Raw genomic sequence first — 26,542 nt, forward strand, 5'->3', positions numbered from 1 at the left:
CGCGCTCTCCCGCTCAGACTCAGCCGCGCGAATCCACAGGCCGGCTGCGTGCCGGCTGGACGGGCTTGAATCAGATGAGCAAGGGCAAGGCATCATGCGAGCTCCACGGGGCGAATTCCGACCTCCGCGGGCATTATGTGCATGAGCTGTCGATCCAGACAACGCCCCGCTGTTGCCCTCGCGCATCCGGCTGCCTGCTGCTTTACTTCAGCGCATGAAAAAAGCCTCAAGGAGGCCTTTTTCTTGTTCAAGCCGGGGGCTAGGGCGCTTACTTGGCCACCGCGCCCCGCATGGAGCGGGCCACAAAGACCAGGCTGCCCACGGTCAGGACCAGGCCGGTGATCACGCTGGGCAGCACCTGCAGCAGACGCAGGCTTTCGCCCTTGAGCACCTGCATCATCAAGGTGTTCTGGGCCAGACCCGGCACCCACAGATACCAGGGCGCATCGCCGCCGGGGTTGAGCAGGGTGACCATGGGCGCCATCGCCACCAGGGTGATGATCAGGCCGCTGCTGGCCTGCGCCTCCTTGAAGCTCTTGGTACGGATGGCGATGGCCATCAGCACCGCGCCCATGGCGGCGGCCAGCGGCAGCTGCAAGAGGAAGCAGGCGATGACTTCTTGCGCGCCGAACTGGAACATGGCTTGCAAGCTATCGCTTTGCAGCAGCCACTGGGCCGGGATGAAGCTCAGATTGGACAGCAAGGCCACGGCCAGGCCCAGGGCCGCCACGGCCCCCCATTTGCCCAGCACCAGGGCGAACTGCTGCACCGGGTTCATCAACAAGGGCTCCAGCGAGCCGCGTTCGCGCTCACCGGCCGTACTGTCCAGCGCAGCGGTGAGGGCGCCGTAGAGCACGGCCATGATGATGAACATGGGGATCATGCTGGTGATGCGGGCGGCGCGGGCTTGCGTGCTGGCCAGGTCACGCTCCTGCAGATCGACAGGCTGCAAAAGCTGCACCGAAACCCCGCGCAGGGCCAGATTGAGGCTGGCGCGCTCGCGGTTAAAGCTATTGATCAGGCGCTGCACGGGGGCTTGGCCGGCTTCGGCGCGTTGGTTGGCGCTGTCGCTGACCAGTTCCAGCGTGGGCTGTTCGCCCGCCAGCAACTCCTGCTCAAAGTTCTTGCCCACCACCAGCACCGGCTCCAGCAAGGTGTTGGCGCGCAGGCCTTTCTCATAGTCGGCCGGGGCGGTCTTGATGGTGTAGGTCTGGCGCTCGATGAAGTTGCGCAGGGTGGGGGCGTGCTCAATGCCGGCGATCAAGATCTCGCGCTTCTCGGCCCGGCTCTCGAAGGAGGAGATCAGGCCCGACATGGCCAGCAGCAGCAGCGGCCCCATCAGCACCGCGGGCACCATCAGGCGCAAGAGGGTGCGGCGGTCCCGCAGGGCGTCGCTGGCTTCCTTGAAAAAGACGATGCAGAAATTGCGCCAAAGGCTGGTCTTAGGACTTGTGCTCATGCGGCACTCCTGATGTTGTTTTGATCTGCGGCCTCAAGGCTTTCGAAGGCCAGTTTGACGAAGGCGTCCTCGAAGCGGGCTTCGCCCGCCAGCTCCAGCAGCTCGGGCACCGAGCCCTCGGCCACACTGCGCCCTTTGGCCACCACCACCACATGCTCACAGAGCTGTTCCACCTCCTGCATGATGTGGGTGGAGAAGATGATGGTTTTGTTGCCACCTGCCGCCGAGCGCAGATGGCGCAAGGCCTCGCGCAGAGCGCGGGTGGCCAGCACGTCCAGGCCGTTGGTGGGCTCGTCCAGCACGATATTGGCGGGGTCGTGCACCAGGGCACGGGCCAGGGCCGTCTTCATTCGCTCGCCCTGGCTGAAGCCCTCGGCGCGGCGGTCCAGGATGTGCTGCATTTCCAGCAAACGCGCCAGCTCCAGGGCGCGCTCGTTCGCGGCATCGGCTTCCATGCCTTGCAGGCGACCGAAGTAAATGATGTTCTCCCGGGCCGACAGGCGCGGGTAGAGGCCGTGGGCATCGCCCAGAATGCCCATGCGGGCCAGGGCTTCGCGCGGATGAGTGGCGACGGCGATGCCGTCCACCGTGATGTGGCCGCTATCGGGCTGGAACAGGCCGCCCAACATGCGCAAGGTCGTTGTCTTGCCCGCGCCGTTGGCGCCCAACAGGCCGGTGATGCGGCCGCTGGGCGCGTGCACGCTGACGTTTTTGACGGCCTGCACCATTTGCGGCGCACTGCGCTTGCCCAGCAGGCTAGCCAGGCTCAGGCCCGGCTTGCTGCCGCCACGCGAGGCGAACTGCTTGCTGACGTTGTCGATCTGGATCATGGGGCAACCTTTGCGTTGGCGGCGGCGCTTTGCACCGGCAGAAAAGCCGTGGGCCGCGGGATCTTGCTGGCGCAGCCGGCGTCCTGGGGCAGGGCGGCGGTGTCGGTCTTGGCGTCGATGAAGCGGAACAGCACATCGCGCATGCAGACGATGCTGCTGACGCCATGGCCAGCCTCGGGCACGACGATGTGCTGAGCGATGGCGGGATTTTTGGCGGCAAGGGCCTTGGCCGTGCGCTCACCGTGGCGGGGCGGCGTGGCCGGGTCGGCGCCGCCGCTGAGCAAGAGCACGGGGGAGGGCGCGGGCGGGATGCTGAAGAACTCGGGCGCCACCTGGGCGCGTGGCCAGTTTTTGCAGACCTGGGTGTAGAGCTTGGCGTCGTTGTCGGCGAAGTCGCGGCCCGGCGCGTCCTTGCTCAGACCGGCCTCCAGGCGCGGCACATCCTCGGCGCAAACCACGGAGAAGTGCATGCCCTCGGCCATGCGCATGCCCTTGCCTGAACCCATGGCACCGGACAAGCCCAGCAAGCCCTCCCAGCGGCCGGCAGAAGCGGCGTGGATGGCGGCGGGCAGGGCGGAGGCCAGGGTGGGGCTGTACAGCGGCATGCGCACGCTGCGCATGAGCTGCTCGCGCGTCAGGCTGAACTGCTCCACCCTGCCGGTCAGCGGGTCGCTGACGCTGATGGGGCGAGGCAGGCCTTGCTGCAGATTCGCCCATTCCTGGCGCAGCTTGGGGTATTGCTGGCTGCAGGCCGCATCCTTCTCGCAAAACTGCAGCATGGCGTTCAGCGCCTGCTGGCCGTCGGTCGAGAAGCTGGCGGGCAGCACCATATCCGGCGGCGCCACGCCGTCTAGCACCGTGCGGCGGACCTTGCTGGGGAACAGGCGCAGATACTCCAGCGCCGCGCGGGTGCCGTAGCTAGCGCCGATCAGATTCCACTGCGGTGCACCCAGGGTCGCGCGCACCGCGTCAAAGTCCTGCATGGCGATGGTGCTGCTGTACTGGCGCAGATCACCGTGCGGCAGCTTGCCCAAGTCCTGGCGGCACTGGGCCATATTCTTCAGCATGAACTGCGGATCCAGCACCTGGGTCACCGGCAGCTTGGAAACATCGGCGCATTGCAGGGGCGCGGACTTGCCGGTGCCACGCTGGTCGATGAAGACCAGATCGCGCCGATTGTTCAGGCGCGACAGCCGGCTCAGCACCATGGGCGCGATATCGATGGCGCTCTGGCCGGGGCCGCCGGCCAGCATCAGCACCGGGTCGGGCTGCTTGTTGCGCGCCATCGCGGGCACGATCAGAAAATGCACATCGATCTGTGTGCCCTGGGGCTGGGCCGGGTCCAGCGGCCGCTTGATGCTGCCGCATTGCAGCTCGTTGGCGATGCCGGCAATGCGGCAGGGCTGGGTGGCTTTGCCGCTGGCCGGGCTGCTTTGGGCCAGGGCCTGGCTGCTGGCGCCCAAGCTCATGGCGGCGGCCGTGGCCGCCAAGGTCAGGGCGCTCGTTAGCTGGCGCCCTTTGTTTTGTCTCACTCGCATTCCGCTGGTCCTTGATTGGTAGTTCTAGGATGGGGCGGATTATGGTGAGATTTATCCTCGCACTACCCCGTCAGGCGTTGAGTAGCGGATAGGCGAGATGAACGGTCGGGCCGCTGTTTGAATGGTTGCAGAACCGGGGCCAGCTTGTGATCCGTCCGGCCGCCCCAAGCTGCAGTTCATCGCATGGCTCTCGGCCGGCGGATCAACAGGGCTTAGGCTGAGCCTGTTTTCTTATCGATCCAATCATTCATTCATTCTCTTGCGCGCAAGAAGAAAGGAGTCGCCCATGTCCTTCAGCGAAGAACTGGCCAAGCTGGCCGAGTTGCATCAGCGCGGCGTTTTGTCCGACGATGAGTACGCCCGCGCCAAGGCCAAGGTGCTGGGCGCGGAAGGGCCGGCGGCTTCGGCTCCGTTCGGCGGCGGCAGCGGTGCAGGCTTAGGTGCCGGCGTGTCTTCCATCAATGCCTTCAGGCGCAGCCGCGAGGACCGCTGGTTGGGCGGCGTCTGCGGCGGCCTGGCCCAGCTGACGGCCACCCCCGCCTGGTTGTGGCGCTTGATGGTGACCTTGCTGGTCTTGTGCGCCGGCAGCGGCCTGCTGGTCTATTTGCTGCTTTGGATCTTTGTGCCTGAAGAAGACTGAGCCCGCACGGCCAAGCCGGAAGGCTTGGCCCGGCTGGCGAAGGCCCAGCCGCGATACAAGCGGATGGGCATGACTCGCTCCTTCAGCCGGCAGCCTCGCGCCGCCCAAACATGCCCCAGCCTTCCATGCTGAGCACCTGCTCGTCGTTTTGATTGAACACGGCCCAGGCCGAGCGCACCAGGCCGATCTGCGGGCGGCTATTGCTGGGGCGGGCTTCCTGCACCGTCATGCGCACCCGCAAGGTGTCGCCGGGGCGCACGGGCTTCAACCAGCGCAGATTGTCGATGCCGGGCGAGCCCTGGCTGGTGGAGTCCAGCAGATAGGCATCGCACATCATGCGCATCACCATGGCGCAGGTGTGCCAGCCGCTGACCGAGAGTCCGCCCAGCACCGAGGCCTCGGCGGCGACCTCGTCCAGATGCAGGGGCTGGGGGTCGTAGGCGGCGGCAAAGCGCAGGCCTTCTTCACGGTCCACGGTCATCCCGCCAAACTCGAACACGCGGCCGGGGGTGAAGTCTTCAAAAGCATAGCTAGGCATGGCGGCAATATAGCTAAGTTGATCGTTCCGCCGGCAGCACCTAGGTGACAGCCCGCGGGGCAATTTGGGCCGCGCTGCAAAGGCTGGAATTTCGGCGTATCGTGCAGCGGCTCGGTCATAGGCTCAAGCCATGGCCGTACCCCTTCTTGTTCAGGAAAAAGGATTTGCAATGAAGCTTTATTACAGCCCCGGTGCCTGCTCCCTGTCCCCCCATATCGCCCTGCGCGAGGCGGGCCTGCCTTTCGAGCTGGTGCAGGCCAGCACCAAGACCAAGAAGCTGGCGGACGGCAGTGATTTCTACGCCATCAACTCCAAGGGCTCGGTGCCGGTGCTGGAGCTGGACAATGGCCAGCGCCTGACCGAAGGCCCGGCCATCGTCCAGTACATCGCCGATCTGGCGCCGGCCTCCAAGCTGGCCCCGGCCAATGGCACTTGGGAGCGCTATCGCTTGCAGGAATGGCTGAACTACATCACCTCCGAGCTGCACAAAAGCTTCTCGCCTCTGTTCAACCCGGCCACGGTGGAAGAGACCAAGACGCAGGTCCGCGCCATGTTGCAAGCCCGTCTGAGCTGGGTCAATGAGCAGCTGGAAGGCAAGCAATACCTGCTGGGCGATCAGTTCAGCGTGGCCGACGCCTACCTCTTCGTCGTCTCCAACTGGGGCCAGTATGTGGGCGTGGAGATCGCCGAGCTGAGCAATTTGGTGGCGCTGCGCGGCCGTGTGGCGGCCCGCCCTGCGGTGCAGGAAGCGCTCAAGGCCGAAGGCCTGCTCAAGTAAGACTTAGAGCGGCTAACAAAACTCTCCTAGCCGCGTTGCATTGCCTTGCCGTACTTCTGTACTGTCTGCGGCAACGCGCCTTGCTAGGACCGCTGCGCTGAGTCTTGTTAGCCGCTCTTACCCCCTTGCCGACGCAAGGGCCAAGAAAAAAGGCGAGTCACTGACTCGCCTTTTCCATTCCCCGACAGCGGCCGAATCAGCCAGCCTTGCCGGGCTTGGGCAGCAAGGCCTCGCAGGTGGCGCGCTGCTTGTCGGCCACCTCGACCTTGGCGCAGATGCCGTCCAGCTGGGCGCGCAGGCGCTTGATGGAGGGATCAAACTGGCCCTTGGCATTCCACTGCTGCAGACTCTTGCCCACGCGCTGCAGGGAGCGCGCGCTGCGCTCGTAGAAACTGCCCTTGTCTTGCGCGGCCTCGTTGAACAGCAGGGCGGCGGTCTTCTCGATGCGCTCGCTGTCCTGCGGTGCCAGCTCGACCAGATTGGCCACATAGCCGGCGCCCCATTGCAGGCGGGTGGCCGGGCCTTGGCTCTTGTTGAAGGCTTCTTCCGACCAGCGCAGGGCCTCGTCCTTGCGGCCTTGCTTCTTGGCGTTATTGGCCAGACCGCTCATCAGGTAGTAGGGCGAGTGGCTCTTGGCCAGGCCGGCCTTGAGCAGCTCGTCGCTGTCCTTCCACTGGCCGGTTTGGCCCAGCAGATAGGCGGCCGAGCTGATCACGGCCTGGCGCTCGTAGCCGTCGGTGATTTCACGGTCGGCGCGGGCGGCCTGGTCCTTCACTTCCTTGACCAGGGCCGGGTTCAGCTTGGGATAAAGCTCGGTCTTGGCCACGTCCAGGCGGGCCAGGTCCACACGGGCGTTCAAAGCCTGCAGGCGGTCGGCCCGCGAGAGGCTGGTGTCGGCTTCAAAGCGCTTGAGTGCGGTTTCCAGCTGGGCTTGCAAAGCCGTGCGCTCGGGGCCGGCCTGCGGTGCCAGGGCGCGCAAGATGTCGGGCGCGCCGTTGCTGATCACATCGACCAGTGTGCGCGACTCGGTGGGACTGGCCAGCAGCTTGGCGACGCGTTCGCGCTGGGCGGCGTCGGCGCTGACGCCCTTGCCGTTCTCGCTTGCCGAGAGCGACTTCAGCCACAGCCGGGTGCCGGTCTCCGGGTCCACGCTCTGTGCCGCCGTGGCCAGCTGGGCCAGCAGGGCCGGCACCTGAGCCTGGGGCAGCAGCTGGTCTTGATCCGATTCCCAGGAGTAGAAGCCCAGCAAACGCCATTCATTGACGTTCAGCTTCTTGCCGGCACGGGCATCCGCCAGCACGGCCTTGACGGGGCGGCCACCGGCCAGACCCAGCTGCATGACTTTCAGCACCTGGGGAGCGTCGATCTCGCCCGGCAGGCGGGTCAGCTCGGCGCCATCGGCGGTGAACAGAATCATGGTCGGGTAGCCACGCACCTTGAAGCGGGTGCCCAGCTTTTGCGCGCCCGGCGAGTCACCGTCGATGTGGACGGCGACGAAGGCGCGGGTTTGCTCGATGAAGTCCTGGCGGTTGAACAGTGTGGCCTTGAGCTGATTGCAAGGCGGGCACCACTTGGCGCCCCAGTAGAGCAGCAGCGGTTTCTTTTCGCTGCGGGCCTGGGCGAAGGCGCGCTCGATATCGGCGTCCGCGCCGGCTTCTTGCCAGGCCACGGCCTGGCTGGTGGCGGTGGCCGGCGCGGCCGCATGAGACAGAACGGGTAGGGTCGCGGTCAGCAGACCGAGGCTGAGGCTGGCGGCCAGCAAGGTGGGCTTGAGTGTCATGGTCTTCGTCCAGTGTGTGCTGCGGATTCAGGTCCGCATTGTGAGGCTTGGCGCGCCCTGTTTCGCGCGAAAAGCGCGCAAGCAAATGCGCCTAGCGAGCAAGCCGCTTAGGGCAACGCTGAACAAGTCCCTCGTGTGCCGCGCATCCGCGCGTCGGGCGTCCAACGGCGTTGCTTTAGGCCTGGGCGGCGGCGCCGGCCGAGTTCGTCAAACCCAGCTGGGCCTGGCCATAACTGCGCAAGACCTCGGCAATCACCACCTTGTAGCCGTCCAGCCAATTGGCCTGGGCGGCCTTGGCCTGCAGATGGGCCGGGTGCTGCATCAGCTGCTGCAGGGCGTCCAGCGAGTCCCAGTAGTAGACGTTGGAGTAAACCCCCGTCGCCACGTTCTCCCAAGCTTCCTCGCCTAGATAGCCAGGCAGGGACTTGGCCGCCTCGGCAATGATCTGGTCCAGGCGATGGAACTCCGCGTCGTACTGCTTCTTGGCGAAGATGAAGGTGGAGGAGTACATGGTGGCAGAGGCCCTTCAAGCGAGTGAGGAAACGCGCCGCATTAGAGCAGCTTTGAAGGCGTCTCGCCGCTCGCCGTCAACAGCTCCTTGGCCTGGGTGGCCGCGCCCTCGGCCTCTTCCTCTTGGCGAAGCTTTTCGGCCGCCTTCGCATGGGCGGCGCCGTGGTTCTCATTGATGGAGATTCGCACCAAGGAGGCATGCTGTTGAGGACTGCTTTGTCGCAGGGCCCGCGTTAGGAAGGCATATGGATGCGATTGCTGTTGCTGCCACGGCGCTGGCGCAGCGCCGCCAAGCCCGCCAGACCGCAGGCCAGCAGCAGCAGGCTGGCCGGCTCGGGCACGGCTTGCGCCAAGGTCACGGTGCTGAAGCCTTGCGAGAAATTGCTCAGCGCGGCGGCCTGCTGTGGCCACAGATCGAACTGGAACAAGACGCCTTGCGGGTTGCCCAGATAGCTTGTCTGGTCTGCCGCCAAAAGGCCGACGCTGAAGGTGGTGGCCACCGTGCCGGGCGTGCTGGCCCAGGCGCCGCTGAACTCGATATCAAAGCTGATCTTGCCGCCCAAGCTGAGGGACTGAAAAGCGTTGTTGAAAAAGGCCTGATTGCCCAGGCTCAGGCCTTGAGCGAGCGAGCCCTGGGCCTCGCCCTCCAGGCTCAGCGCGCTGCCGAAGGCGCCGCTGAAATGGTTGAGCGAGACCTGCGCGGCCGGTGCGGGCAGGGCACCGGCCAGGAACTGCAGATCCAGCCAGCCTGTGCCTTGCAGGCCTTGGGTATCAATGACCGCGTGATAGCGCGGGCCGGCCGCCAGGGCTTGGGTCTGAGCGAGGCAGCCCAGCAGCAGGGCCAGGACGAGGGGTTTGAGCGATGAAGAAGAGATCATGGTTTTGTCGGTTTTCGTGCTGAGGGTGCCGCGCATCACAGAGCGCCGCGGTAGAGCTTGGCCGTGTAGCTGATGGCTTGCTTGCTGGGGTTGCTGAAGCTCACGGGGATGCTGAGCGAGCCGCCTGCTGTTAGGCCAGCGGGCAGGGCTAACAAGGGCGCGCCGGCATAGCTGCCATTGGCATTGACCAGGCTGACGCCGGCGGGCAAGTTCGTCAGGGCCAGCTGCAAGGGGCCGCTCAGGGCGCTGCCGCTGCCGTTGCTGATCAGCAGCGTGCCCGTGTAGAGCTGGGTGGCGCGGTTGAACACCAGGCCTGAGCTGCTCAGGCGCAGGGCGCTGCTGAGGTCTTGCACATTGCTGATGTTGAAGCTGAGCTCGCCCGAGCTGGCGCTATTGCCTGCGGCGTCAAAGGCCAGGGCCTTGAGGCTGTGGGCGCCATTGCTAAGCAGCTTGGAGTCCAGGCTCAGCGCGTAGGGCGCGCTGGTGGGGCTGCCGACGAGCTTGCCGTCCAGATAGAACTCCACCCGAACCACGCCCACATCGTCGCTGGCCGTGGCCTGGAGCTGAATCGTGCCGCTTGTGCCGCTGACCGAGGCGCTGACGCTAGGCGCTGTGGTGTCGGCTTTTTGGTTCACCCAGAGGGGCGCCGACCACAGGGTCTTGCCATCGTCTTGCGTCACCTTGGCGTAGTAAAAGTGCGCGCCCAGGCTGGGCGTTAGGGTGGTGGTGGCTTGGCTGCTCAGCACCGTCACCGTGCCCCGGCGTTTGGGCACGCCCTCGAAGATCTGCACCGCCGCGGCCTTGCGGCCGGCGCTATTGCTGAAGCTGGCTTGCAGCTTCAGCGGGCCGGCGTTGTCAAAGCTCTCGCCCATCAGATGGCCGTTGGCGCTGAGGATGAGCTGGGAGTTCTTGTCCAGCGTGGCGAAGACGCGGCGCGCCTTGATGGCGGCGGCAAAGCTGGCTGGACTCAGCGGCGTGCCATTGGGGATCAGCACCGCCGTGCGGTTGGTGGCGGAGGCACCCCAGTTGGCACAGTGGTTGTCTTGATTGCTGCTGAACGCGACGCGAAAGCCCGCTTCCAAGGCCTTTTTGCAAGCGCCCTCGTAGTTGCTGAAGCTGGTCTCGGTTTCGGTGGTGTTGGTGGAGAAGGCGCCGGAGTTGGCGACCTCGCACAAGGCCATGGCTTCCCCGCCGTCCGCCGTATAGCCCAGATCCACGCCCAAGGCCTTGAACTGGCCGCTGGCCGATGGGTGGTTGAACTGGCCCAGCAGGCCGCGCTGGCGCATCAAGGTGTAGAGCGCGGCGTAGTTGCCTTTCTCGCTGAAGGTATCGGCCAGCAGCTGTTGGCTGGCGTTGTACTCCCAGCCGAACAGCTCCTGGGCGTTGAGGATGTTGAGGTGACCGCCGTTGTTGATGACGCCCCATTCCTGGCCGTAGAGGGCCAGAAAGTCAGGGTGGCTGGTGTTGAAGCTCTTGGCCGTGCTCAGCCCGCTTTGGAACAGGTTCTTGGCATAGGCCGGGGTCTGGGCCGTGTTGGTGCCGTCGGAGCCGTCGAACATATGGTTGTGTTCGGACGCCATCAGAAAGTCCAGCTTGCGATCGCGGGCGTAGTTGAAGGCGTCGATGGGGCCGTAGGCGGCCGACTGCGGGGCTTGCGCGCCGCCGCAGCTGCTCAGATTGCCGCCGCCATCGCTGTGATTGGTCTGGCTGTGCAGATTGCCGTAGTAGACGGTGTAGGGCAGGGCGCCGTTCGCTGCAGTGGCGGCGGCCGAGCGGCCGATCGAGGCGGTCTGGCTGCGCGTCGTGGCCAGGGGCTGAAAGGCCGGCAGCTGGACCGCGGGCAAGGCACCGACCTGCATGTCCCAGCTTTGCTCGATCAGCTCGGGCGGCTCCTGGCCCTCGACTTCGCTTTGGGCCTGGGCCTGGGCCTCAGCCAGCACGCGCTCCACGAACTCGGGCTGCGCCGAGCTGGGCGGGAAGCCCGTGCTGGCCTCGCGTGAGACGGCGGTGAGGCGGAGTTGATAGATCCCGTCGGCCAGGCCGGGCTGGGCTTTGCGCCCGGCCCAGTCCACCTGCACAACGACGTCCTCCTGCAGCAGCGATTCGACGCCATACCAGCGCTGCAAGGCCTCACCCTTTGGGCTCAGCAGCTCCAGCCGCCAGGACACCGCCTGGGCCTGGGCCAGATGCGGGTACTCGAAGCGCAGGGTGAAGCGCCGGGCCTGGCTGGCATCTGTCGCGCGGAAGGGCACTTGCAGGGTGGCGTCGAACTCTTGGTGGTCGACGGCTCCGGCCTGGGCCTTGCCGCCGGCCAGGCTCAGCAGGGCGGGCAGCAAGGCGAGCGCCAGCGAGGTCTTGAGGAAAGGGTGGCGAGCCATGTGGTGGTTCTCGGGTGAGCCTGGTCGGGACGAGCGCAAGCCGGAGGGCGGTGCAGCGCACACGGCCATCCTGTCTGGATGAAAAGCGGTGGTGGGGGGCCCGGCTCCCAGAACGGGGCGGGCCAGCAACTTCGCCTGGCACCTCAGCCAGCCCCGTGGGGCTGACTGAGGCGCCAGGCTCATAAGCGCGGGCGAATCAGCCCGTGGGTCTTGTTAGGCCTTGCGGCGGCGAGCCACGAAGCCGATGGCGCCCAGGCCGGCCAGCAGCAGGGCATAGGTCTGGGGTTCAGGCACAGCGGCGGCAACGGCGCTGAAGCTCACGTTGTCGATGGCCAGGCCGTGGTCGTTGCCGGTTTCGTTGCGCTCGGTCCAACGAACCCACAAGGTGTCACCGGCAGCCCAGGCGGTGTTGATCTGACCGCCTCGGCCGGCGACCAAACCGGCGCCATTGCCATTGACGGTCGCAGCGGTCGTGCCGACCACGGGAGAAGTCCAGTCGAAGTTGGCGCCCGGAGCGGTCCAGCTGGTGACGGCGGCAAAGCTGGCGCCGAAGCCATATTCCAGCACCATGGAATGGGCGGTGGCATTGCCGCCATTGCGCCATTGCTCGCCGTCGAAGGCGAGATTGAAACCTGCCAAGGCGCTGCCGCTGTTATTGGTCAGGGACAGGGCAATCCAGCCGGCCACGGCGCCGTTGGCGGGTGAGCCGAAGTAAGTGCCGCCGGAACCCACGCCGCCCAGGGCGCGGTCGCTATTGCCGCTGACGCCAAAGCTGCGGAAGCCGCCGGTATTGGAGCCGCCGGCATCGGCCAGGTAGGAGGTAATGGCGGCTTTGTCCTTGTTGAACAAGCTCCAGCCAGCCAGGGTGCTGTCATTGGCCCAGGCGACGTTGCTGGTCGAGGTGGTCTTGGCCAGGCTGTCGAAAGACTGGCTGTAGACAAAGCTGCTGCTGTCCACCGACACGGCGGCTTGGGCGGGAGCGGTCAGGGCCAGAGCGCTCAGGGCGGCGGTCAGGAAGATGGTTTGCTTTTTCATCACGGTAGAGATCTCTTTGTGTTGCTTTGTTGGACAAGATTTGACAGAGACCAGGGCCTTGGGCGCCTGGAACGACGCCGCCGGGCCGACCTGTCCTCCGACAAGCCCCCCTGCTGCGCCCGGCGCTTCAAACAGCGGCGCCCGATCGCTTTCGCAAACGTTTGCCCTTCTGTTCGACTCGCGCAATTCCTGGCGTGAATCCGCAGGCCTCTCGTGCTCTGCGCTCAAGAGGCGGAGAAATTCCGACGACGCATCGTTGCCGGGCACCGGGCCCAACGTCTGACAAGACCTCAGCACTTCACCGAAGCGAAGAATAGCCAGCGAGCCGTGGCAGCTGTGTGTCAGCCCGTCCCATGTTCTGGCTTGTCCGGCCCCTCAAACGTGGGGGGTGTCGGCCGGATGAAACGCGACTTGACGGCGGGCCTGTCCTGCGTCACGCAAGAGCACAATGGCCCGCATTCCACGCAACTTGGCTCTGCTCGCCCCATGCCTGCCGCTTCTTCTCGTCGCTCGCCGGCCCGCACCGATACGGCGCCCTTATCGACCCTCAGCCTGGCCCAAGCCATGGCTCGCTTGCAGGCGCTCGCCAGGCCCGAGCAACTGGCCGGCATGCAGCGCTTTGCCATGCATGGTGAGGCGCGCCTGGGTGTGGCCGTGCCGCAGCTGCGCGCCCTGGGCAAGGCCTTGGGTCCGAATCATGAATTGGCTTTGCAGCTGTGGGACAGCGGTGTTCCGGACGCGCAAATCCTTGCCTCCCTGCTGGCCGAACCCCAGCGTCTCAGTCAAGCCCAGATGGATCATTGGACCTTGGGGTTGCAGGCCTGGGATGTGTGCGATCAGGCCTGCCTCAACGCCTTTCGCCGCTCACCCCTGGCCTGGGCCAGCATCCCGCGCTGGGCGGCGGCCGAGGCGGAATATGTGCGGCGTTGTGCCTTCTCCTTGCTGGCCGTGTTGGCGGTGCATGACAAGGGCCGCGCCGATGCCGACTTCATCGCTTGCCTGGGCTTGATCGAGGCGGCGGCGGGGGACGAACGCAACTTCGTCAAGAAGTCGGTCAACTGGGCTTTGCGTCAGATCGGCAAACGCAATCCGGTGCTCAGAACCGAAGCGATGGCCGCGGCCTTGCGCATCCAGGCCCAGGCGTCCCGCAGCGCGCGCTGGATCGCGGCCGACGCGCTGCGCGAGCTGCGCGGCAAAGCCGGCTCATAAAGGTTCGCGCAGCTTCAGAAAGCGCGCCAGCACCTGGCGGGCGGCGTCCAGTTCGGCGCGTTGGGCGGGGCCGGCTTCGGCCGCCTGAATCGCTCTTTGCAAGGCCTCGAACTCGGCGCCACCGGCGGCGCGCAGCAGGGCGCTGTGGCGGCTCAGCAGGGCCTGAGCCTGGGCGGCGTCGCGGCTGAGGGCGGTGTCCAGTTGCTCCAGCAGGGACTGCAGTTGCACCGCATCCATGCCGGCGGCCTCGCTGCTGGCATCGGGCTCGGCGTCCTGGCTGCGACGGTCGGGCAAGTGCAGGGTCAGGGACAGGATGAGATCGTCCAACTGCTTCTCGGCCACGCTCATCAAGGCGTGCAAGCGTGCCGGAGCCTGCGACTCGCGCAGGGCGATTTCCAGCGGCTCCAGCGCGTCTTGCAAGCTGGTGGCGCCGATATTCGCGGCCAGGCCTTTTAGCGTGCGGGTGTTGCGCTCGGCCAGCGGCCAGTCTTCGGCCATCACCGCGTCGCGAATCTCCACCAGGGCCAGGCGACGCGTGCCCATGAATTTGTGCAGCAGATCCAGATAGACGGTCGGGCGGCCCGCCACCCGGCGCAGGCCCAGGGCCATGTCCAGGCCGAGGATGTGGCTGGGCAGGCGTACCGTCTGCTCAGGCCGGCTGACCAGGGTGATGGGTTTCTCAAACACCGGCCGCGCCGGGTGTGGGTTGCCCAGGCCGGCGCGGGGTTTGATCCAGCGGGCCAGGGCCGTCCACAAGGCCTCGGGCTCGATGGGTTTGGCCAGATAGTCGTTCATGCCGGCGGCCAGGCAGCGCTCGCGGTCGCCGGGCAGGGCGTTGGCCGTCATGGCCACGATGGGCAGGCCGCTGTGGCGCCGCATGGCGCGGATCTGGCGGGTGGCGACCAGGCCGTCCATCTGCGGCATCTGCATGTCCATCAGCACCAGGTCGTAGCGCTGGCTGTCCACCCGGGCCAAGGCCGCCAGGCCGTGTTCGGCCAGATCGACCACAAAGCCGGCCTCCTCCAGCAATTCCTTGGCGATTTGCTGGTTCAAATCGTTGTCTTCCACCAGCAGAATGCGCGCACCCATCAGGCTTTGTAGCTTGGGCGGGGTGCTCAGCGTTTCCTTGGGGCTCAAGGCCTCGGCCTCCGGCGCCTGGCTGGTCTGGGCGGCGTCTTGCTCGCTGACCAGCTTGACCATGGTGTCAAAAAGCAGGGAGGCATTGATGGGCTTGAGCATCACCTCCACCATGCCCGAGGATTCGGCGCCGCGCAGAGATTCCTCGCGCCCATAGGCCGTCACCATCACTTGCTGGGGCATGTGTTTGAGGCCGAGCTCGCGGATGCGGCGGGCCGCTTCCAGGCCGTCCATGCCTGGCATCTGCCAGTCCATCATGACGATGTCGAAATGGCGGTCGGCCGCCTCGGCATCGCGCACCGCGTAGATGGCGGAGGCGCCGGAGCTGGCCGTCTCCACCTTGAAGCCAAGCGCGGCCAGCATATCGGTCAGCACCGTGGCAGCATGCTCGTTATCGTCCACCACCAGCACACGGCGGCCGCGCAGATCGACGCTGGGCAGCAGGGGCCTGGCCTTGAACTCGCCCACCTCCAGCTTGGCCGTGAACCAGAAGGTGGCGCCCTTGCCGGGCTGGCTTTCCACGCCCACCGTGCCGCCCATCAACTCGGCCAGGCCCTTGCTGATGGCCAGGCCCAGGCCCGTGCCGCCATGCTTGCGGCTGCTGCTGGTCTCGGCCTGGGAAAACTTCTGGAACAGGCGTCCGATCTGGGCGGGCCCCAAGCCGGGGCCGGTGTCCTTGACCTCGAAGCGCAGCAGCACATGGCTGGGCTTGCTCAGGGGTTCCTGGTCCTGGGCCAGGCGGACCCGCACGATGACCTCGCCCTGCTGGGTGAACTTGACTGCGTTATTGGCATAGTTGATCAGCACCTGCCCCAGACGCATGGGGTCGCCCAGCAGATAGGGCGGCACCTCGGGGGCGACCTCAAACACCAGTTCCAAGCCTTTGTCATTGGCCTTCTCGGCGATCACATTGGCCACGTTCTGCAGCATGGCGTCCAACTCGAAGGCGATGTGCTCGATGCTCAAGAGGCCGGACTCCACCTTGGAGAAGTCCAGGATATCGTTGATCAGGCCCAGCAGCTGCTCGCCGGAGAGGCGGATCTTGCCGACGTAGTCGCGCTGGCGCACCGTCAACTCGGTACGGCTGGCCAGATGGGACAGGCCGATGATGGCGTTCAGCGGCGTGCGGATCTCGTGGCTCATATTCGCCAGGAACAGGCTTTTGGCCTCGGTCGCCTCCTCGGCCTGGACGCGTGCCGCCTTCAGCTCGCCCAGGGTGAGCGCGAGGTGCCGCTGCATGGTGTCCACGGCCGTCAAGGCTTGCGAGTGCTTCAGCTCGGCAGGGTCCAGGGTGGTGTCCCACTCACCCCCGGCGATGCGCAAGACGGCGTCGCTGACGGCATGGGACTCCAGCACCAGGCGCCGCATACGGATGGCGATGAAGGACACGACGGCGGCCTGCACGCAGGCGTACAAGAGGTGTTGCCACAGGGGATGACTGCCAAACAGGCTGCGGCCGTCGTTGAACAAGGTGATGCCCAGCCCCATGGGCTGGAGCAGCAGGAAGACGAGGTGGTGGAGCAGCAAGGCCAGGGTGGCCACCACAATGGGGCGCCAGTCGCAGTAGACGACCAGGGCCGCCAGCATCACGAAAAAGCTGAAATGCGATTCCGGGTCGCCACCGGTTTGCTGAATCAGCAAGGCGGCGAGGACGATGAAGGCCAGGGCCATCACCAGGCGGGAAAGCAGCTTTTCGGGGTAGCGCCAGGCCAACCAGGCCGGGATGGCCAGGGCCGGCAAGCCAATCCCCAGAGCCAGGCCCCAGCTATGTGTGCTGGCCGCCAGCGCAAAACAGCACAGCAGATGCAGGCCGCCCAGGCCCAGCATCAAGCGATGGGCGTCGCGGTAGTAGGCGATCTCGCGAGCAGAGGGGGTACTCATTGCTGCGGCGGATCGGCTAGCTACTAAGACTAGGGTCTAGTTTGCGCGGCATACAAACCCCTTTTTTGAACGGCTGGTTGTGCTGGCTGGGTTCGGGGTCAGTATAGGGGGGCGTGCCTTAATCAATGCCAAATTGCGGGCAAGCGGCGAGCGATTGATGGGCTCAAAAAAAAACCGCCCGAAAAGGCGGTTTTGCTTGAAGCTTGGTGCGAACCCCCAGGGCCTGGGGGCGCACAAGCGACTTACTGGCTTGTGTCTTCGCGACGCAAGATGATGGGGTAGGGCAGCACTGGGTCACCCAGCACGAAGGCCGAGTAAACGCCGTTGGCGTAGAAGGGCTGGCCGACCTTTTCGGTCAGAGCCGGGTTGGCGGTCGACAGATTGATCATCACGCGCGAACCCAGGTTCGAATTGGTGATCAAGGAGAAGGGCGTCGACGAAGTGCCTGGCAGCACATTGCGGGCCACTTCGGCAAGATCAACCAACATGCCGGCGGAAGCCGTGGTGCTGGCCACGCCGTTGACCAGGCGCACCTTGGTGTAGCCGGAGGTCGGCAGACGGTTGTCGTCGGCGATCAGCGACACCACCGGCGCAGCGGCGGTGCCCGACACCAGGAAGCTGAAGTCACCGCCAGCGGCCAGAGCGGTCGTCGTGGGCATGGTGTAGCTGACTGCGGTGCCGTTGATCGACAGGTCCAGCTTGTAGGCGCCGGCCGCGGTGGTCACGTACTTGCCGATTGCCGGGGCCAGCGAAGAAGACATCAGCGACACGCCGTTGACGCTTGCCGTCACCGAAGTGCCATCCGAGGATGCCGAGCCGTCCGCGTTGTGTGCGGCCACAGAGGCCAGACCATTGATCAGGCGGGCACGGGCCGTGGTGGCCTTGTAGGAGGTCGCCGCACCTTGTTGTTCCAGCAGAATGGCGTCAACCAGTCGGCCACCGGTGGTCGAGGAGGTGGTGACGGCCGAGGTGGAAGTCACGGCAACCAGGGTGTAGACCTTGGTCGAATCCAGAGTCACGCTTGGAATATCCAGGCGAACGTCATCGGGCAGGCCGTTGCCGGTCAGGGTCAGGCGGAACTTGCCGCTGGTGAGCGGCAGGTAGTTCGTCGCGCTTTGGATATTGGACGCGGTGGCCGAATAGCGGCTCATCGGGTCCGTGTTCTTTTCAGCCGTGAGGTAGAGATCCAGCGAGCCTGCATCGGAGGCGCGGTTCAGCACCAGCAGCTTGGATTGGTTGGCGTTTGCAGCAGCCTCAGATTCCTGCAGCAAGGTTTGCTTGACCGACCCAGCGGCGCCAAAAGCAATGATGGTCGACTTGCTATTGCCGGCCAAAGTCGGCGTCCAGGACAGCAAGGTGCTGCCATTGCTGCTGTCCAGCAGCAGGGATGCGGTCGAGCCCGTGCTCACGCTGCTGTAGCTGCCCACGGAGCCGTAGGCCACCGAGGAATTGACCTTGGTGCTGTTGACGCTCAGATCGAGATTGGCATAACCCACGCTGGCGTTCAGCAAGCGGACATCGGTGTTATCGCCACTGCCACCGCCACCACCGCAAGCGGAAAGTAGTGCGGCGCTGGCCAGTGTCAGGCCGAGCGCCAAGGAATTGAATCGCATTGAAAAGCTCCGTTGAATGGTGTTGCGCGATTGGGCCAAGGCCTCATTGCTGGGTCATGTGGCTTGAGTTTCGCAATTGTGAAGTCAGACTCGCACAAGGCTTCATATTACAGGAGCCCGCTCTAATTCTCGGGCGGGCCCGCTGCTAGCATGCCCGGCACTCTAGTTCACCGGTCATCGCCATGTCCTACCCGCACCTGCTCAGCCCTCTGGATCTCGGCTTCACGACTCTGAAGAACCGCGTGTTGATGGGCAGCATGCACACCGGGCTGGAAGACGGACGCAAGCACTTTGAGCGCATGGCCGTTTATTTTGCCGAGCGGGCGCGGGGCGAGGTGGGTTTGATTGTGACCGGAGGTTTCGCGCCCAATATCGAGGGCTGGGCCAAGCCTTTCGCGGGCACCCTGGCCACCTCGGGCGCGGCGCGCCGCCATCAGCAGATCACTCGGGCCGTGCATGCCGAGGGCGGCAAGATCGCCTTGCAGATCCTGCACACAGGCCGCTACGGCTACCAGCCCTTTTGCGTGGCGCCCTCACGCATCCAGTCGCCCATCTCGCCTTTCACCCCGCGCGAGCTGTCGGCGCGCGGCATCGAGCGTCAAATCCGCGCCTTTGTGCGTTGTGCGAAGCTGGCGCGAGAGGCCGGCTACGACGGCGTGGAGGTGATGGGCTCGGAAGGCTATTTTCTGAACCAGTTCTTGGTGACCCACACCAATCAGCGCACGGACGAGTGGGGCGGCAGCTATGCCAACCGCATGCGCATCGTGATCGAGATCCTGACCCGCATGCGCGAGGCCGTGGGCCCGGACTTCATCATCATCTACCGCCTGTCCATGCTGGACCTGATTCCAAACGGCAGCAGCTGGGAAGAGGTGCTGGAACTGGGCCGTGCCGTGGCCAAGACCGGCGTCACCCTGATCAACACCGGCATCGGCTGGCATGAGGCGCGTGTTCCCACCATCGCCACCTCGGTGCCCCGCGCCGGTTTCACCTGGGTGACCAAGAAGCTGCGCGAGCAATTTCTGTTGGAAGGCATCAAGACGCCGCTGATCACCAGCAACCGTATCAACAGCCCCGAGGTGGCCGAGAACGTCTTGGCGGAGGGCAGTGCCGATATGGTCAGCATGGCCCGGCCCTTCCTGGCCGACCCCGAGTTCGTCAAGAAAGCGCGCCAGAACCGAGCCGATGAGATCAATACCTGCATCGCCTGCAACCAGGCCTGCCTGGACCACACTTTTGCGCAGAAGATCTCCACCTGCCTGGTCAACCCGCGAGCGGCTTATGAGCAGGAGTTCAAGTTCGTGCCCCTCTCTGCAACCCAGCAAAAGCGCAAGACGGTGGCCGTGGTGGGCGCCGGCCCGGCCGGCTTGGCGGCGGCCACCCAGCTGGCCGAGCGGGGGCACGAGGTGCATCTTTTTGATGCAGCGGACGCCATCGGTGGCCAGTTCAATCTGGCCCGCCGCATCCCCGGCAAGGAGGAGTTCAGCGAAACCCTGCGCTACTTTGCCCGCCGCATCGAGACCACCGGCGTGCATCTGCATCTGCGCCGCCGCGTCACGGCGGACGATTTGCTGAGCTTTGACGAGGTCATCCTGGCCACCGGCGTGACGCCGCGCAATCCGCGCATCAAGGGCCAGGACGACCTGGCTCTTGCCGGCAAGGTGGCCAGCTATATCGATGTGCTGACCGGCAAGGCACAGGTGGGCGAGCGGGTGGCCATCGTCGGGGCGGGCGGCATCGGTTTTGATGTGGCCGAATTCCTGGCCGAGCATCCGGGCCAGTCCCTGGCGCTGGACGCGCCCGCCTGGCGGCGCGAGTGGGGCGTGGCCGACCCGCAGGAATTGCGCGCCGGCCTGGCCCGCCCGCAGCCGGCCGCGCCGGCCCGCCAAATCACGCTCTTGCAGCGCAAGCCCGGCAAGCTGGGCGGCGGCCTGGGCAAGACCACCGGCTGGATTCACCGTGCGGCCCTGAAGATGAAGCAGGTGGAGATGCTGTCCGGCGTCAACTATGAGGCCATCACAGCCGAGGGCCTATGGGTCAGCTATGGCGAAAAGCGTGCCGACACGCAATTGATCGCCGTCGACACCATTGTTTTGTGCGCCGGCCAGGAGCCCTTGCGTGAGCTGGAAGCCCCGCTTCGTGCGGCTGGCGCCCGGGTGCATTTGATAGGTGGCGCCCTGGAAGCCGGCGAATTGGACGCAAAACGTGCAATTTTGCAGGGAACGCAGCTCGCTTACACCTTGTAAACCCTCGGCTAACTCAAGTCTGGCGCTGACACTACCGAAACGGTGAGACGAGGGGTCGCCTGTTGTCCCGGGCGGTCAAGATTTAAAAGAGCAGCGCTAGCCATGCCGACCTAACGGGTCAACCCGGCAGACGCTGACGTCAAAGTTTGGGTGGGGCATGAAAGCATTTTTCTTTTGCCGGTCGGCCGCCAGGTCGACAGGGAGGGGCGTGAGCGCCAGCCGCGTCTTCAGACCCGTGTTGAGCCAGGTGGCTGCTGTGGCGGCTGCGAGCTTGGCCACGCCGGTCTGGGCGGCCTCGCCGGTGCTGCTGGGTGTGGACCTGTCCTTTCTTCATGACCCCAGCTTCTGGTGGCTAGCCTTCAGCCTGCTGGGCGTGGTCGCCATGGCCCTGGCCCTGGGTCTGCTTTATATGTTGCGCCTGCGTTTGCGCCTGCGCCGCCGGGAACTGCAGGCCGTGCGGCGTGAGCGTAGCAAGCTCAGCGCCCTGCTCAATGCGATTCCCGACCCGGTCTATTTCAAGGATCAGCAAGGGGCTTACGAAGGCTGCAACCCCGCCTTCGTTACTTGCACCGGCCTGGCCGAGTCGCAGCTGCTGGGTTTCAGCGATCAGCAGCTGAGCCAGAGCCCGGACTGGAGCCTGGCCCTCAATCACAGCAGCCCGGCCGTGGGCGGCATGCAGCGCACCCTGGCCTGGTCGACCCGGCCGGATGGGCAGCGCGTCTGCCTGGACGTGGTGCAGGCACCGGTGTTTGCCGATGGCCAGAATATGGGCTCGGTGGGCGTGGCCCGCGATGTGACGGCCTTGCGCGAGGCCATGACCCAGCTGCACCGCGCCGTCACCGTGTTCGAGCATTGCGGCGAGGGCATCATGGTGCTGGATGCCGATCTGCTGATCCGCGACGTCAACCCGGCCCTGTGTGCCATCACCGGCTATAGCTGCGAAGAGCTGCTGGGCACCATGCCCCACTATCTGCAAATCGGTGAGCAAAACCCCGAGATCCTCAAGGAGCTGTGGGCCGAGGTGGCTGCCAAGGGCAAGTGGAGCGGCGAACTGCTGGAGCGCAACAAGGCCGGCGTCGCCGTGCCCCTGTGGGCCACCATCGTCTGCGTGCCGCCGGCCGAGGCGGGGGGCGAGGCGCATTACCTCTCGGTGCTGACCGATATCTCGCGCATCAAGGCCACCGAGGCCGAGCTGCTGCACCAGGAGCTGCATGACCGCCTGACCGGCCTGCCCAATCTGGCCCTGCTGCGTGACCGCATCGAGCGCCAGATCGGCATTGCCGAGCGCGAGCGCAGCAGCGTGGCCGTGCTTTACATCGATTTGGACGGCTTCCGCGAGGTCAACGATGTGGCCGGCCATGCGGCGGGTGACGCGGTGCTGAAAGAGGCCGCCGCGCGCTTCTTGAATGTGGTGCGCTTAAGCGACTCGGTGGCGCGGGTGGGGGCGGATGAATTCGTCATCGTCTTGTCCGGCCTGGTGGATGAGGAGACCGCCATGCGCCTGGGCGAGCGCCTGATCGATGCCATGCACGAGCCCATCGTCGTCAGCGAGGGCGAGCCCAGCCGCCATTTCAATCTGGGCGCCAGCATAGGCCTGGCCCTGTTCCCGGCCGATGGCGTGACGGTGGACGAGCTGCTGCGCAATGCCGAGGCGGCCATGTGCCGGGCCAAGGCCCATGCCCGCAACACGGTGCAGGCCTACCGGCCCGAGCTGACCCTGGCCGTGCAAAAGCGCTTCGAGCTGACCCATGCCTTGCGCCACGCCTGTGAGGTGGCGCAGTTCCGCCTGGAGTACCAGCCGCAGGTCCGTTTGACCGATGGTGCGCTGATCGGTGCCGAGGCCTTGCTGCGCTGGCGCCACCCCACCCGTGGCCCGGTCTCGCCTATGGAGTTCATCCCCCTGGCCGAGGAGACCGGTCTGATCGTGCCCATCGGACGCTGGGTGTTGGAAACCGCCTGCGCCCAAGCGGCGCGCTGGCAGGGCGTGGCCGGCAAGCCGCAGCAGGTGGCCGTCAATGTCTCGGCCCGCCAGCTGCGCCAGCCGGACTTTGTCGTGATGGTGGAGGCCATCCTGGCCGCCACTGGCTGCCCGGCCAAGGCCTTGGAGCTGGAGGTGACCGAGAGCCTGCTGCTGGAGGATGCCGAAGCCGCCATCCAGCTGCTGGGCGCCCTCAATCAGCGTGGCGTGCGGGTGGCCATCGACGACTTTGGCACCGGCTATTCCTCCCTGTCCTATCTGCGCCGCATGCCGGTGCAGACGCTCAAGATCGACCGCAGCTTCGTCAGCGAGCTGGGCAGTGACGCCAATGTGGCCGCCATTGCCCGCACCGTCATCGTGCTGGCGCGCAGTCTGAATCTGGATGTGCTGGCCGAGGGCGTGGAAACCGCCGAGCAAGCCGCTTGGTTGCGCCGCGAGGGTTGCGACTGGGCCCAGGGCTGGTACTACGGCCGACCCGTGCCGGCGCTGGACTTTGCCCTGACCTTGCCACAGTCTGCGCAGCAGACGCCAGCGCGCGCGCTGGTGGAAGGCGACCTACTGCTGGCCGCCCTCTGAGCTGAAGGCGGGCACGGCAGCCGCGCCCAGCTCCAGCTTGGGCAGCAGGCGCAGGGTGGGCTCCAGGCCCAGATGCAGCAGCTCGGCAATGTCTTGCACATCCTGCTCCAGGCCGGGGTGGTTCCAGCCCTCCCGGGTGTGGCGGGCCAGGCGCAGGCCCAGCATCACGCAGCGCACCTGGGCGCGATGGGCGTGGTCATCGTCGGTCAGCTGGGCCAGCACATCGGGCAGGCGCCAGGCCTTGATCAGGGCCAGGCGCAGCTCCAGCACATCGATGCCCAGTACCGAGCGGCAGGCCTGCCGGGTGCGCAGACCCGGTGTGGCGGCCTGCAAGGCGTCGATGCGTGCGGCCAGGGTGGGCGCATGCAGCCACATCAGCATCTCGACAAAATGATGGAGCAGGGTGGCTTCGTGGATCAGCGGGGCTTTCGGGTCGTCCAGCTGGGCGGCGAAGCCATGGGCAAAGCTGGCGGCGCGCTGGCCCAGCTCCAACACCCGCTCCAGGCCGGCCAGGGCCTCGGGTCGAGTCGCCAGCCAGTCCTGCGTTTGCGGCAGGCCGACCGAGGCGCGGAAGAAGGGGCCGGTGCCCATCAGGATCAGGGTCTCCAGCGAGTCCACGGTCTTGGGGTCGGCGGTGTTGCGGCTCTTGCTACCCAAGCTGCCGGCCTGGCGCAGCAGGCGCAGAATCATCAGCGGGTCGGCATTGATCAGGGCGGCCAGATCATTCATGTCCACGCTGTCTTCGTCCTGCGCCATCTCGTTCAGGCCTTGGGCCGTTTGGCCCTGGACGGGGATTTCGACACGACGGAAAAACTCCACCCAGCCCAGCAAGCTGTTCTTGGGGGTCTCCAGAAAGACAGGGGTGAAGAGGGTGGGGGTGTCGTCCATGCCGGATCTCTGGCCTGACGCGACCCAGGCCCTGCGTCTGTTTTATCGGATGCAGGGCCGGAAACTGTAGACGGGCGCCGCAGCGGCCCGGGAAGGCCTGCTTGCCCGCGGCAGGCCCGCCCAGTAGCATGGCCGCTTGTGAGTCGCAAGCCATTCGCAGCTTGCCCCCGCCCTGGAGTTGAGCCCCTCATGTCCGATCTGTGCACCTTGGTCTATGTCAGCACCGCCACCCGCTTGATGACGGATCAGGAATTGCAAGCCATGCTCAAGAAAGCCATGGCTCGCAATCACGTCAATGGCTTGACCGGCGTGCTGCTCTACGACGAGGGCAATTTCATGCAATGCCTGGAGGGGCCCCGCAGCGCCGTGATGGAAACCTATGGCCGCATCAAGGTCAACCCGGCGCATCGTGGCCTGACCGAGCTGCTGCTGGAGCCGATTGCCGCGCGCAGCTTTGAGGGCTGGGACATGGACTTTTTGCATTCCAGCCAGGAGGAGATGCAGAACTTGTCCCAGGCCAATTGGCGCCAGGTACGGGACAAGGCCGACCGGGCCGATGACAGCCCCGGTCTGATCCTCTTGCGCGACTTCTGGCGCAGCGCCCGCAAGCAGTGGGGCTAGGAGTCTGTGCGGCAGAAGAAGCATCGGCTGCGAAGTGGCCGCAGCGGCCCATCCCCTTGCTTTTTTAACGCGCCTGCTCAGGCTTGGGCGTCTGCGGCAGGCCGCGTTTGCTGGCGGCCTGGGCCTTCATCAGCTGGCTGACCATGGCCACCGGCGCGCTGCCATGGCTGAGGAATTCCTCGTGGAAGGCCTTCAGATTGAAGCCCAAGCCTTGGCTGGCTTTGAGCTGATCGCGCAGGGCCAGGATCTCCGAGAAGCCGGCGAAATAACTGCTCAGCTGCACCGAGCTGACCTGGGCGCGATGCCATTTCTCGGTCGCCTCGGTGTGTGACTGGAAGGCTTCTTTTTCCAGCAAGTGCAGGGCTTCCTTCTCGCTCATGCCCAGCACATGGACGCTGTAGTCCAGGATGGCGTTGCAGACCACGCGCAGATTCCACTTTGCGTACATCAATCCCATCTCGGGGCTGGGCTTGCCGTCTACATTGCCCCAGCCGCTCTCCATCATCATGCGTTCGGAGTAGACGGCCCAGCCTTCCACCATGGCCCCGTTGCCGAACAAGGCTTTGACCTTGGAGGGCGATTTATTGGAGTACAGCAGCTGCACATAGTGGCCAGGGATGGCCTCGTGGATGCTCAAAATCTGCAGCACCCAATGGTTGTACTCGCGCAGATAGGACTCGGTTTTCTCAGGCTTGCTGAGATCCAGCGGGTCGACGTTGTAATAGGTCACGCCTTGCGGATCCAGCGGGCCGGGCGCGCTGATGGAGGCACCGGCCAGGCCGCGCATATAGGCGGGGGTTTCGCGCACCTGTAGGGGGCGGCTCGGGTCCAAGGTCAGCAGATCATGTTTCGTGACCCAGTCGGCCAGGGCGGGTAGCTGGGCGCGGATTTCGTCGATATAGCCCTCGGCCGAGACATGGCGCTCGGACAGCTTGTCGATCACGCGGGCGATCTTGTCCAGGCGGGCGGCCGGGGGCGCCTCACCGGGGAAGAGCTGGGGCCACAGGCCATCGGCCAGCTCGCTCATGCGCTGATGCAGGGCGGCTTTTTGGTCCAAGGCGCGCTGGTAAAGCGTGGGCGCATCCACCTCGGCCTGGATCTCGTAGCGGAACTTCTCGTGGAAGGCCTCGCGGCCGATGCGGAAGGAGCGGCCGCTGCCCTCGGCCGTTTGGCGGGCATCAATTTTCTGCAAGGCCTTGATGAAGCCCTGCATGGACTGCAGGGCCAGATCGCGCTGGCGCAGCACGCGCTGAGTCGTCGCCGCATCGGCGGCGGCGGTTTTGAGCAGGGCGGGGATGTCCTGGGTGAAGAAATCCAGGCCGCCCTGGTTCTGCGAGATGGCCATCTGCAGCAGCGGCGGGCTGGGGTTCTTGATGTTTTGCAGGGCGGCGCGGTAATAGGCCGGCACCTGGCGCAGGCGCTGCTCCACCCACAGCAGTCTTTGCTGGGGCGTGTAGTCGCCCTTGTTGAGCAGATCGCTAAAACCACCCGAGACGTTGTAGCCCGTCGGGTCCCAGACATCGCTGCGCAAACTCTTCAGCGCCCACAGCCAGCCTTGCAGATGGTTGTCCAGCAGGGCCAGATCGCCCGTCTGGGAGGCATTGAGTGCCGCCTTTTTGGGCAGCTGGGCCAGGCGCTTCAGCCAGCTTTCGCAAAAGCGGATCTGCGCCTGGCGTGCCGCCTCGCTGGGGGCGGGCAGGCGGGCAGCGGCTTCGTACTGGCCGGCGGCTGCGGCGGCGTCGGGCACCAGCTGCCAGTAGGCCTTCAGAAAAGCATCGACCTCGGCATCGAACAGCTGCTGTACCTGGGCTTGCGCCTGCTCCTGTGCGCTCGGCGGTGGCAGGGCGGCAGCGGCGGGCAAGGGCAGGGTGGTAGCCAGGGCCAGGCAGGCCGCAGCCGCCAGATTCAGACGGAATTTCGAGAGCGGGCTGTGTCGTTGTTTCATGGGACGAGGCGTCGATCGCGCTTTTGAGGGTGAAGGGGCGAGAGGGCCGCAGCAGCCGGCCCTGTGGCCGGCTCGCCGCACTTG

General features: G+C 65.6%; 20 protein-coding genes. 6 read left to right on the forward strand and 14 right to left on the reverse strand.

Annotation, left to right across the window (positions count from 1 at the left end; genetic code table 11):
* Positions 1-268: 268 nt before the first annotated feature.
* The 3 genes from DBR47_RS10270 to DBR47_RS10280 are packed head-to-tail and all read right to left on the reverse strand — an operon-like array spanning position 269 to position 3,827.
* The gene (locus tag DBR47_RS10270) at positions 269-1,459 is read right to left on the reverse strand and encodes an ABC transporter permease (RefSeq protein WP_124449616.1); all 1,191 of its coding nucleotides are present in this window, start codon (positions 1,457-1,459) and stop codon (positions 269-271) included.
* Positions 1,456-2,289 carry an ATP-binding cassette domain-containing protein gene (locus tag DBR47_RS10275; protein WP_124449618.1) on the reverse strand — a complete coding sequence of 278 codons (834 nt, stop codon included), beginning with the start codon at positions 2,287-2,289 and terminating at the stop codon, positions 1,456-1,458. Before DBR47_RS10275 ends, DBR47_RS10270 begins: the two co-directional genes overlap by 4 nt.
* On the reverse strand, positions 2,286-3,827 hold the full coding sequence (locus tag DBR47_RS10280) for an alpha/beta fold hydrolase (RefSeq protein WP_231512237.1): 1,542 nt from the start codon (positions 3,825-3,827) through the stop codon (positions 2,286-2,288). Before DBR47_RS10280 ends, DBR47_RS10275 begins: the two co-directional genes overlap by 4 nt.
* 286 nt (positions 3,828-4,113) lie before the next feature.
* Between DBR47_RS10280 and DBR47_RS10285 the strand changes: the two genes are divergently transcribed.
* Positions 4,114-4,467 carry a PspC domain-containing protein gene (locus DBR47_RS10285; RefSeq protein ID WP_124449620.1) on the forward strand — a complete coding sequence of 118 codons (354 nt, stop codon included), beginning with the start codon at positions 4,114-4,116 and terminating at the stop codon, positions 4,465-4,467.
* Between the two features lie 82 nt (positions 4,468-4,549).
* On the opposite strand, the gene DBR47_RS10290 is transcribed toward DBR47_RS10285, so the two are convergent.
* Positions 4,550-5,005, reverse strand: coding sequence for a MaoC family dehydratase (locus tag DBR47_RS10290; protein ID WP_124449622.1), 456 nt, complete (start codon positions 5,003-5,005; stop codon positions 4,550-4,552).
* A 169-nt stretch (positions 5,006-5,174) separates the two neighbouring features.
* Between DBR47_RS10290 and gstA the strand changes: the two genes are divergently transcribed.
* On the forward strand, positions 5,175-5,783 hold the full coding sequence (gstA, locus tag DBR47_RS10295) for a glutathione transferase GstA (protein WP_124449624.1): 609 nt from the start codon (positions 5,175-5,177) through the stop codon (positions 5,781-5,783).
* Between the two features lie 196 nt (positions 5,784-5,979).
* Here gstA and DBR47_RS10300 read toward each other — a convergent pair whose 3' ends face one another.
* The 6 genes from DBR47_RS10300 to DBR47_RS24990 all read right to left on the reverse strand — a co-directional run bounded on the left by DBR47_RS10300 (position 5,980) and on the right by DBR47_RS24990 (position 12,364).
* A complete protein-coding gene (locus DBR47_RS10300) occupies positions 5,980-7,563 on the reverse strand; it encodes a thioredoxin family protein (protein WP_124449626.1) in 1,584 nt (527 codons plus the stop codon).
* 175 nt (positions 7,564-7,738) lie between these two features.
* Complete coding sequence (locus DBR47_RS10305; protein WP_124449628.1) at positions 7,739-8,074, reverse strand: antibiotic biosynthesis monooxygenase; 336 nt, start codon at positions 8,072-8,074, stop codon at positions 7,739-7,741.
* 41 nt (positions 8,075-8,115) lie between these two features.
* Positions 8,116-8,265, reverse strand: coding sequence for a hypothetical protein (locus DBR47_RS24565; RefSeq protein WP_156089042.1), 150 nt, complete (start codon positions 8,263-8,265; stop codon positions 8,116-8,118).
* Positions 8,266-8,306: 41 nt separating this feature from the next.
* On the reverse strand, positions 8,307-8,951 hold the full coding sequence (locus tag DBR47_RS10310; protein ID WP_197046982.1) for an NF038129 family PEP-CTERM protein: 645 nt from the start codon (positions 8,949-8,951) through the stop codon (positions 8,307-8,309).
* 35 nt (positions 8,952-8,986) lie between these two features.
* Positions 8,987-11,329 carry a CehA/McbA family metallohydrolase gene (locus tag DBR47_RS10315; protein ID WP_197046983.1) on the reverse strand — a complete coding sequence of 781 codons (2,343 nt, stop codon included), beginning with the start codon at positions 11,327-11,329 and terminating at the stop codon, positions 8,987-8,989.
* A gap of 213 nt (positions 11,330-11,542) precedes the next feature.
* Positions 11,543-12,364, reverse strand: a complete 822-nt coding sequence (locus DBR47_RS24990; protein ID WP_124449632.1) for a PEP-CTERM sorting domain-containing protein — start codon at positions 12,362-12,364, stop codon at positions 11,543-11,545.
* Positions 12,365-12,850: 486 nt separating this feature from the next.
* On the opposite strand from DBR47_RS24990, the gene DBR47_RS10325 reads away from it, so the two are divergent.
* The gene (locus DBR47_RS10325; protein WP_197046984.1) at positions 12,851-13,573 is read left to right on the forward strand and encodes a DNA alkylation repair protein; all 723 of its coding nucleotides are present in this window, start codon (positions 12,851-12,853) and stop codon (positions 13,571-13,573) included.
* On the opposite strand, the gene DBR47_RS10330 is transcribed toward DBR47_RS10325, so the two are convergent.
* The gene (locus DBR47_RS10330) at positions 13,568-16,591 is read right to left on the reverse strand and encodes a response regulator (RefSeq protein WP_124449636.1); all 3,024 of its coding nucleotides are present in this window, start codon (positions 16,589-16,591) and stop codon (positions 13,568-13,570) included. The two genes, DBR47_RS10325 and DBR47_RS10330, sit on opposite strands and share 6 nt — an antisense overlap.
* Before the next feature lie 242 nt (positions 16,592-16,833).
* A complete protein-coding gene (locus DBR47_RS10335) occupies positions 16,834-18,204 on the reverse strand; it encodes a DUF4397 domain-containing protein (RefSeq protein WP_124449638.1) in 1,371 nt (456 codons plus the stop codon).
* Positions 18,205-18,386: 182 nt separating this feature from the next.
* Between DBR47_RS10335 and DBR47_RS10340 the strand changes: the two genes are divergently transcribed.
* Positions 18,387-20,450, forward strand: a complete 2,064-nt coding sequence (locus tag DBR47_RS10340) for an NADPH-dependent 2,4-dienoyl-CoA reductase (RefSeq protein WP_124449640.1) — start codon at positions 18,387-18,389, stop codon at positions 20,448-20,450.
* Between the two features lie 208 nt (positions 20,451-20,658).
* Positions 20,659-23,004, forward strand: a complete 2,346-nt coding sequence (locus tag DBR47_RS10345) for a GGDEF domain-containing phosphodiesterase (RefSeq protein WP_197046985.1) — start codon at positions 20,659-20,661, stop codon at positions 23,002-23,004.
* On the opposite strand, the gene DBR47_RS10350 is transcribed toward DBR47_RS10345, so the two are convergent.
* Positions 22,984-23,892, reverse strand: coding sequence for an HDOD domain-containing protein (locus DBR47_RS10350; RefSeq protein WP_124449644.1), 909 nt, complete (start codon positions 23,890-23,892; stop codon positions 22,984-22,986). The two genes, DBR47_RS10345 and DBR47_RS10350, sit on opposite strands and share 21 nt — an antisense overlap.
* A 189-nt stretch (positions 23,893-24,081) precedes the next feature.
* On the opposite strand from DBR47_RS10350, the gene DBR47_RS10355 reads away from it, so the two are divergent.
* Positions 24,082-24,513: a BLUF domain-containing protein gene (locus DBR47_RS10355; protein WP_124449646.1), complete on the forward strand. Its 432-nt coding sequence runs from the start codon at positions 24,082-24,084 to the stop codon at positions 24,511-24,513.
* A gap of 64 nt (positions 24,514-24,577) precedes the next feature.
* Here DBR47_RS10355 and DBR47_RS10360 read toward each other — a convergent pair whose 3' ends face one another.
* Positions 24,578-26,458 carry a DUF885 domain-containing protein gene (locus DBR47_RS10360; protein WP_197046986.1) on the reverse strand — a complete coding sequence of 627 codons (1,881 nt, stop codon included), beginning with the start codon at positions 26,456-26,458 and terminating at the stop codon, positions 24,578-24,580.
* Positions 26,459-26,542: the final 84 nt, after the last annotated feature.

This window comes from Paucibacter sp. KBW04 (assembly GCF_003852425.1).
Lineage (GTDB): Bacteria > Pseudomonadota > Gammaproteobacteria > Burkholderiales > Burkholderiaceae_C > Paucibacter_A.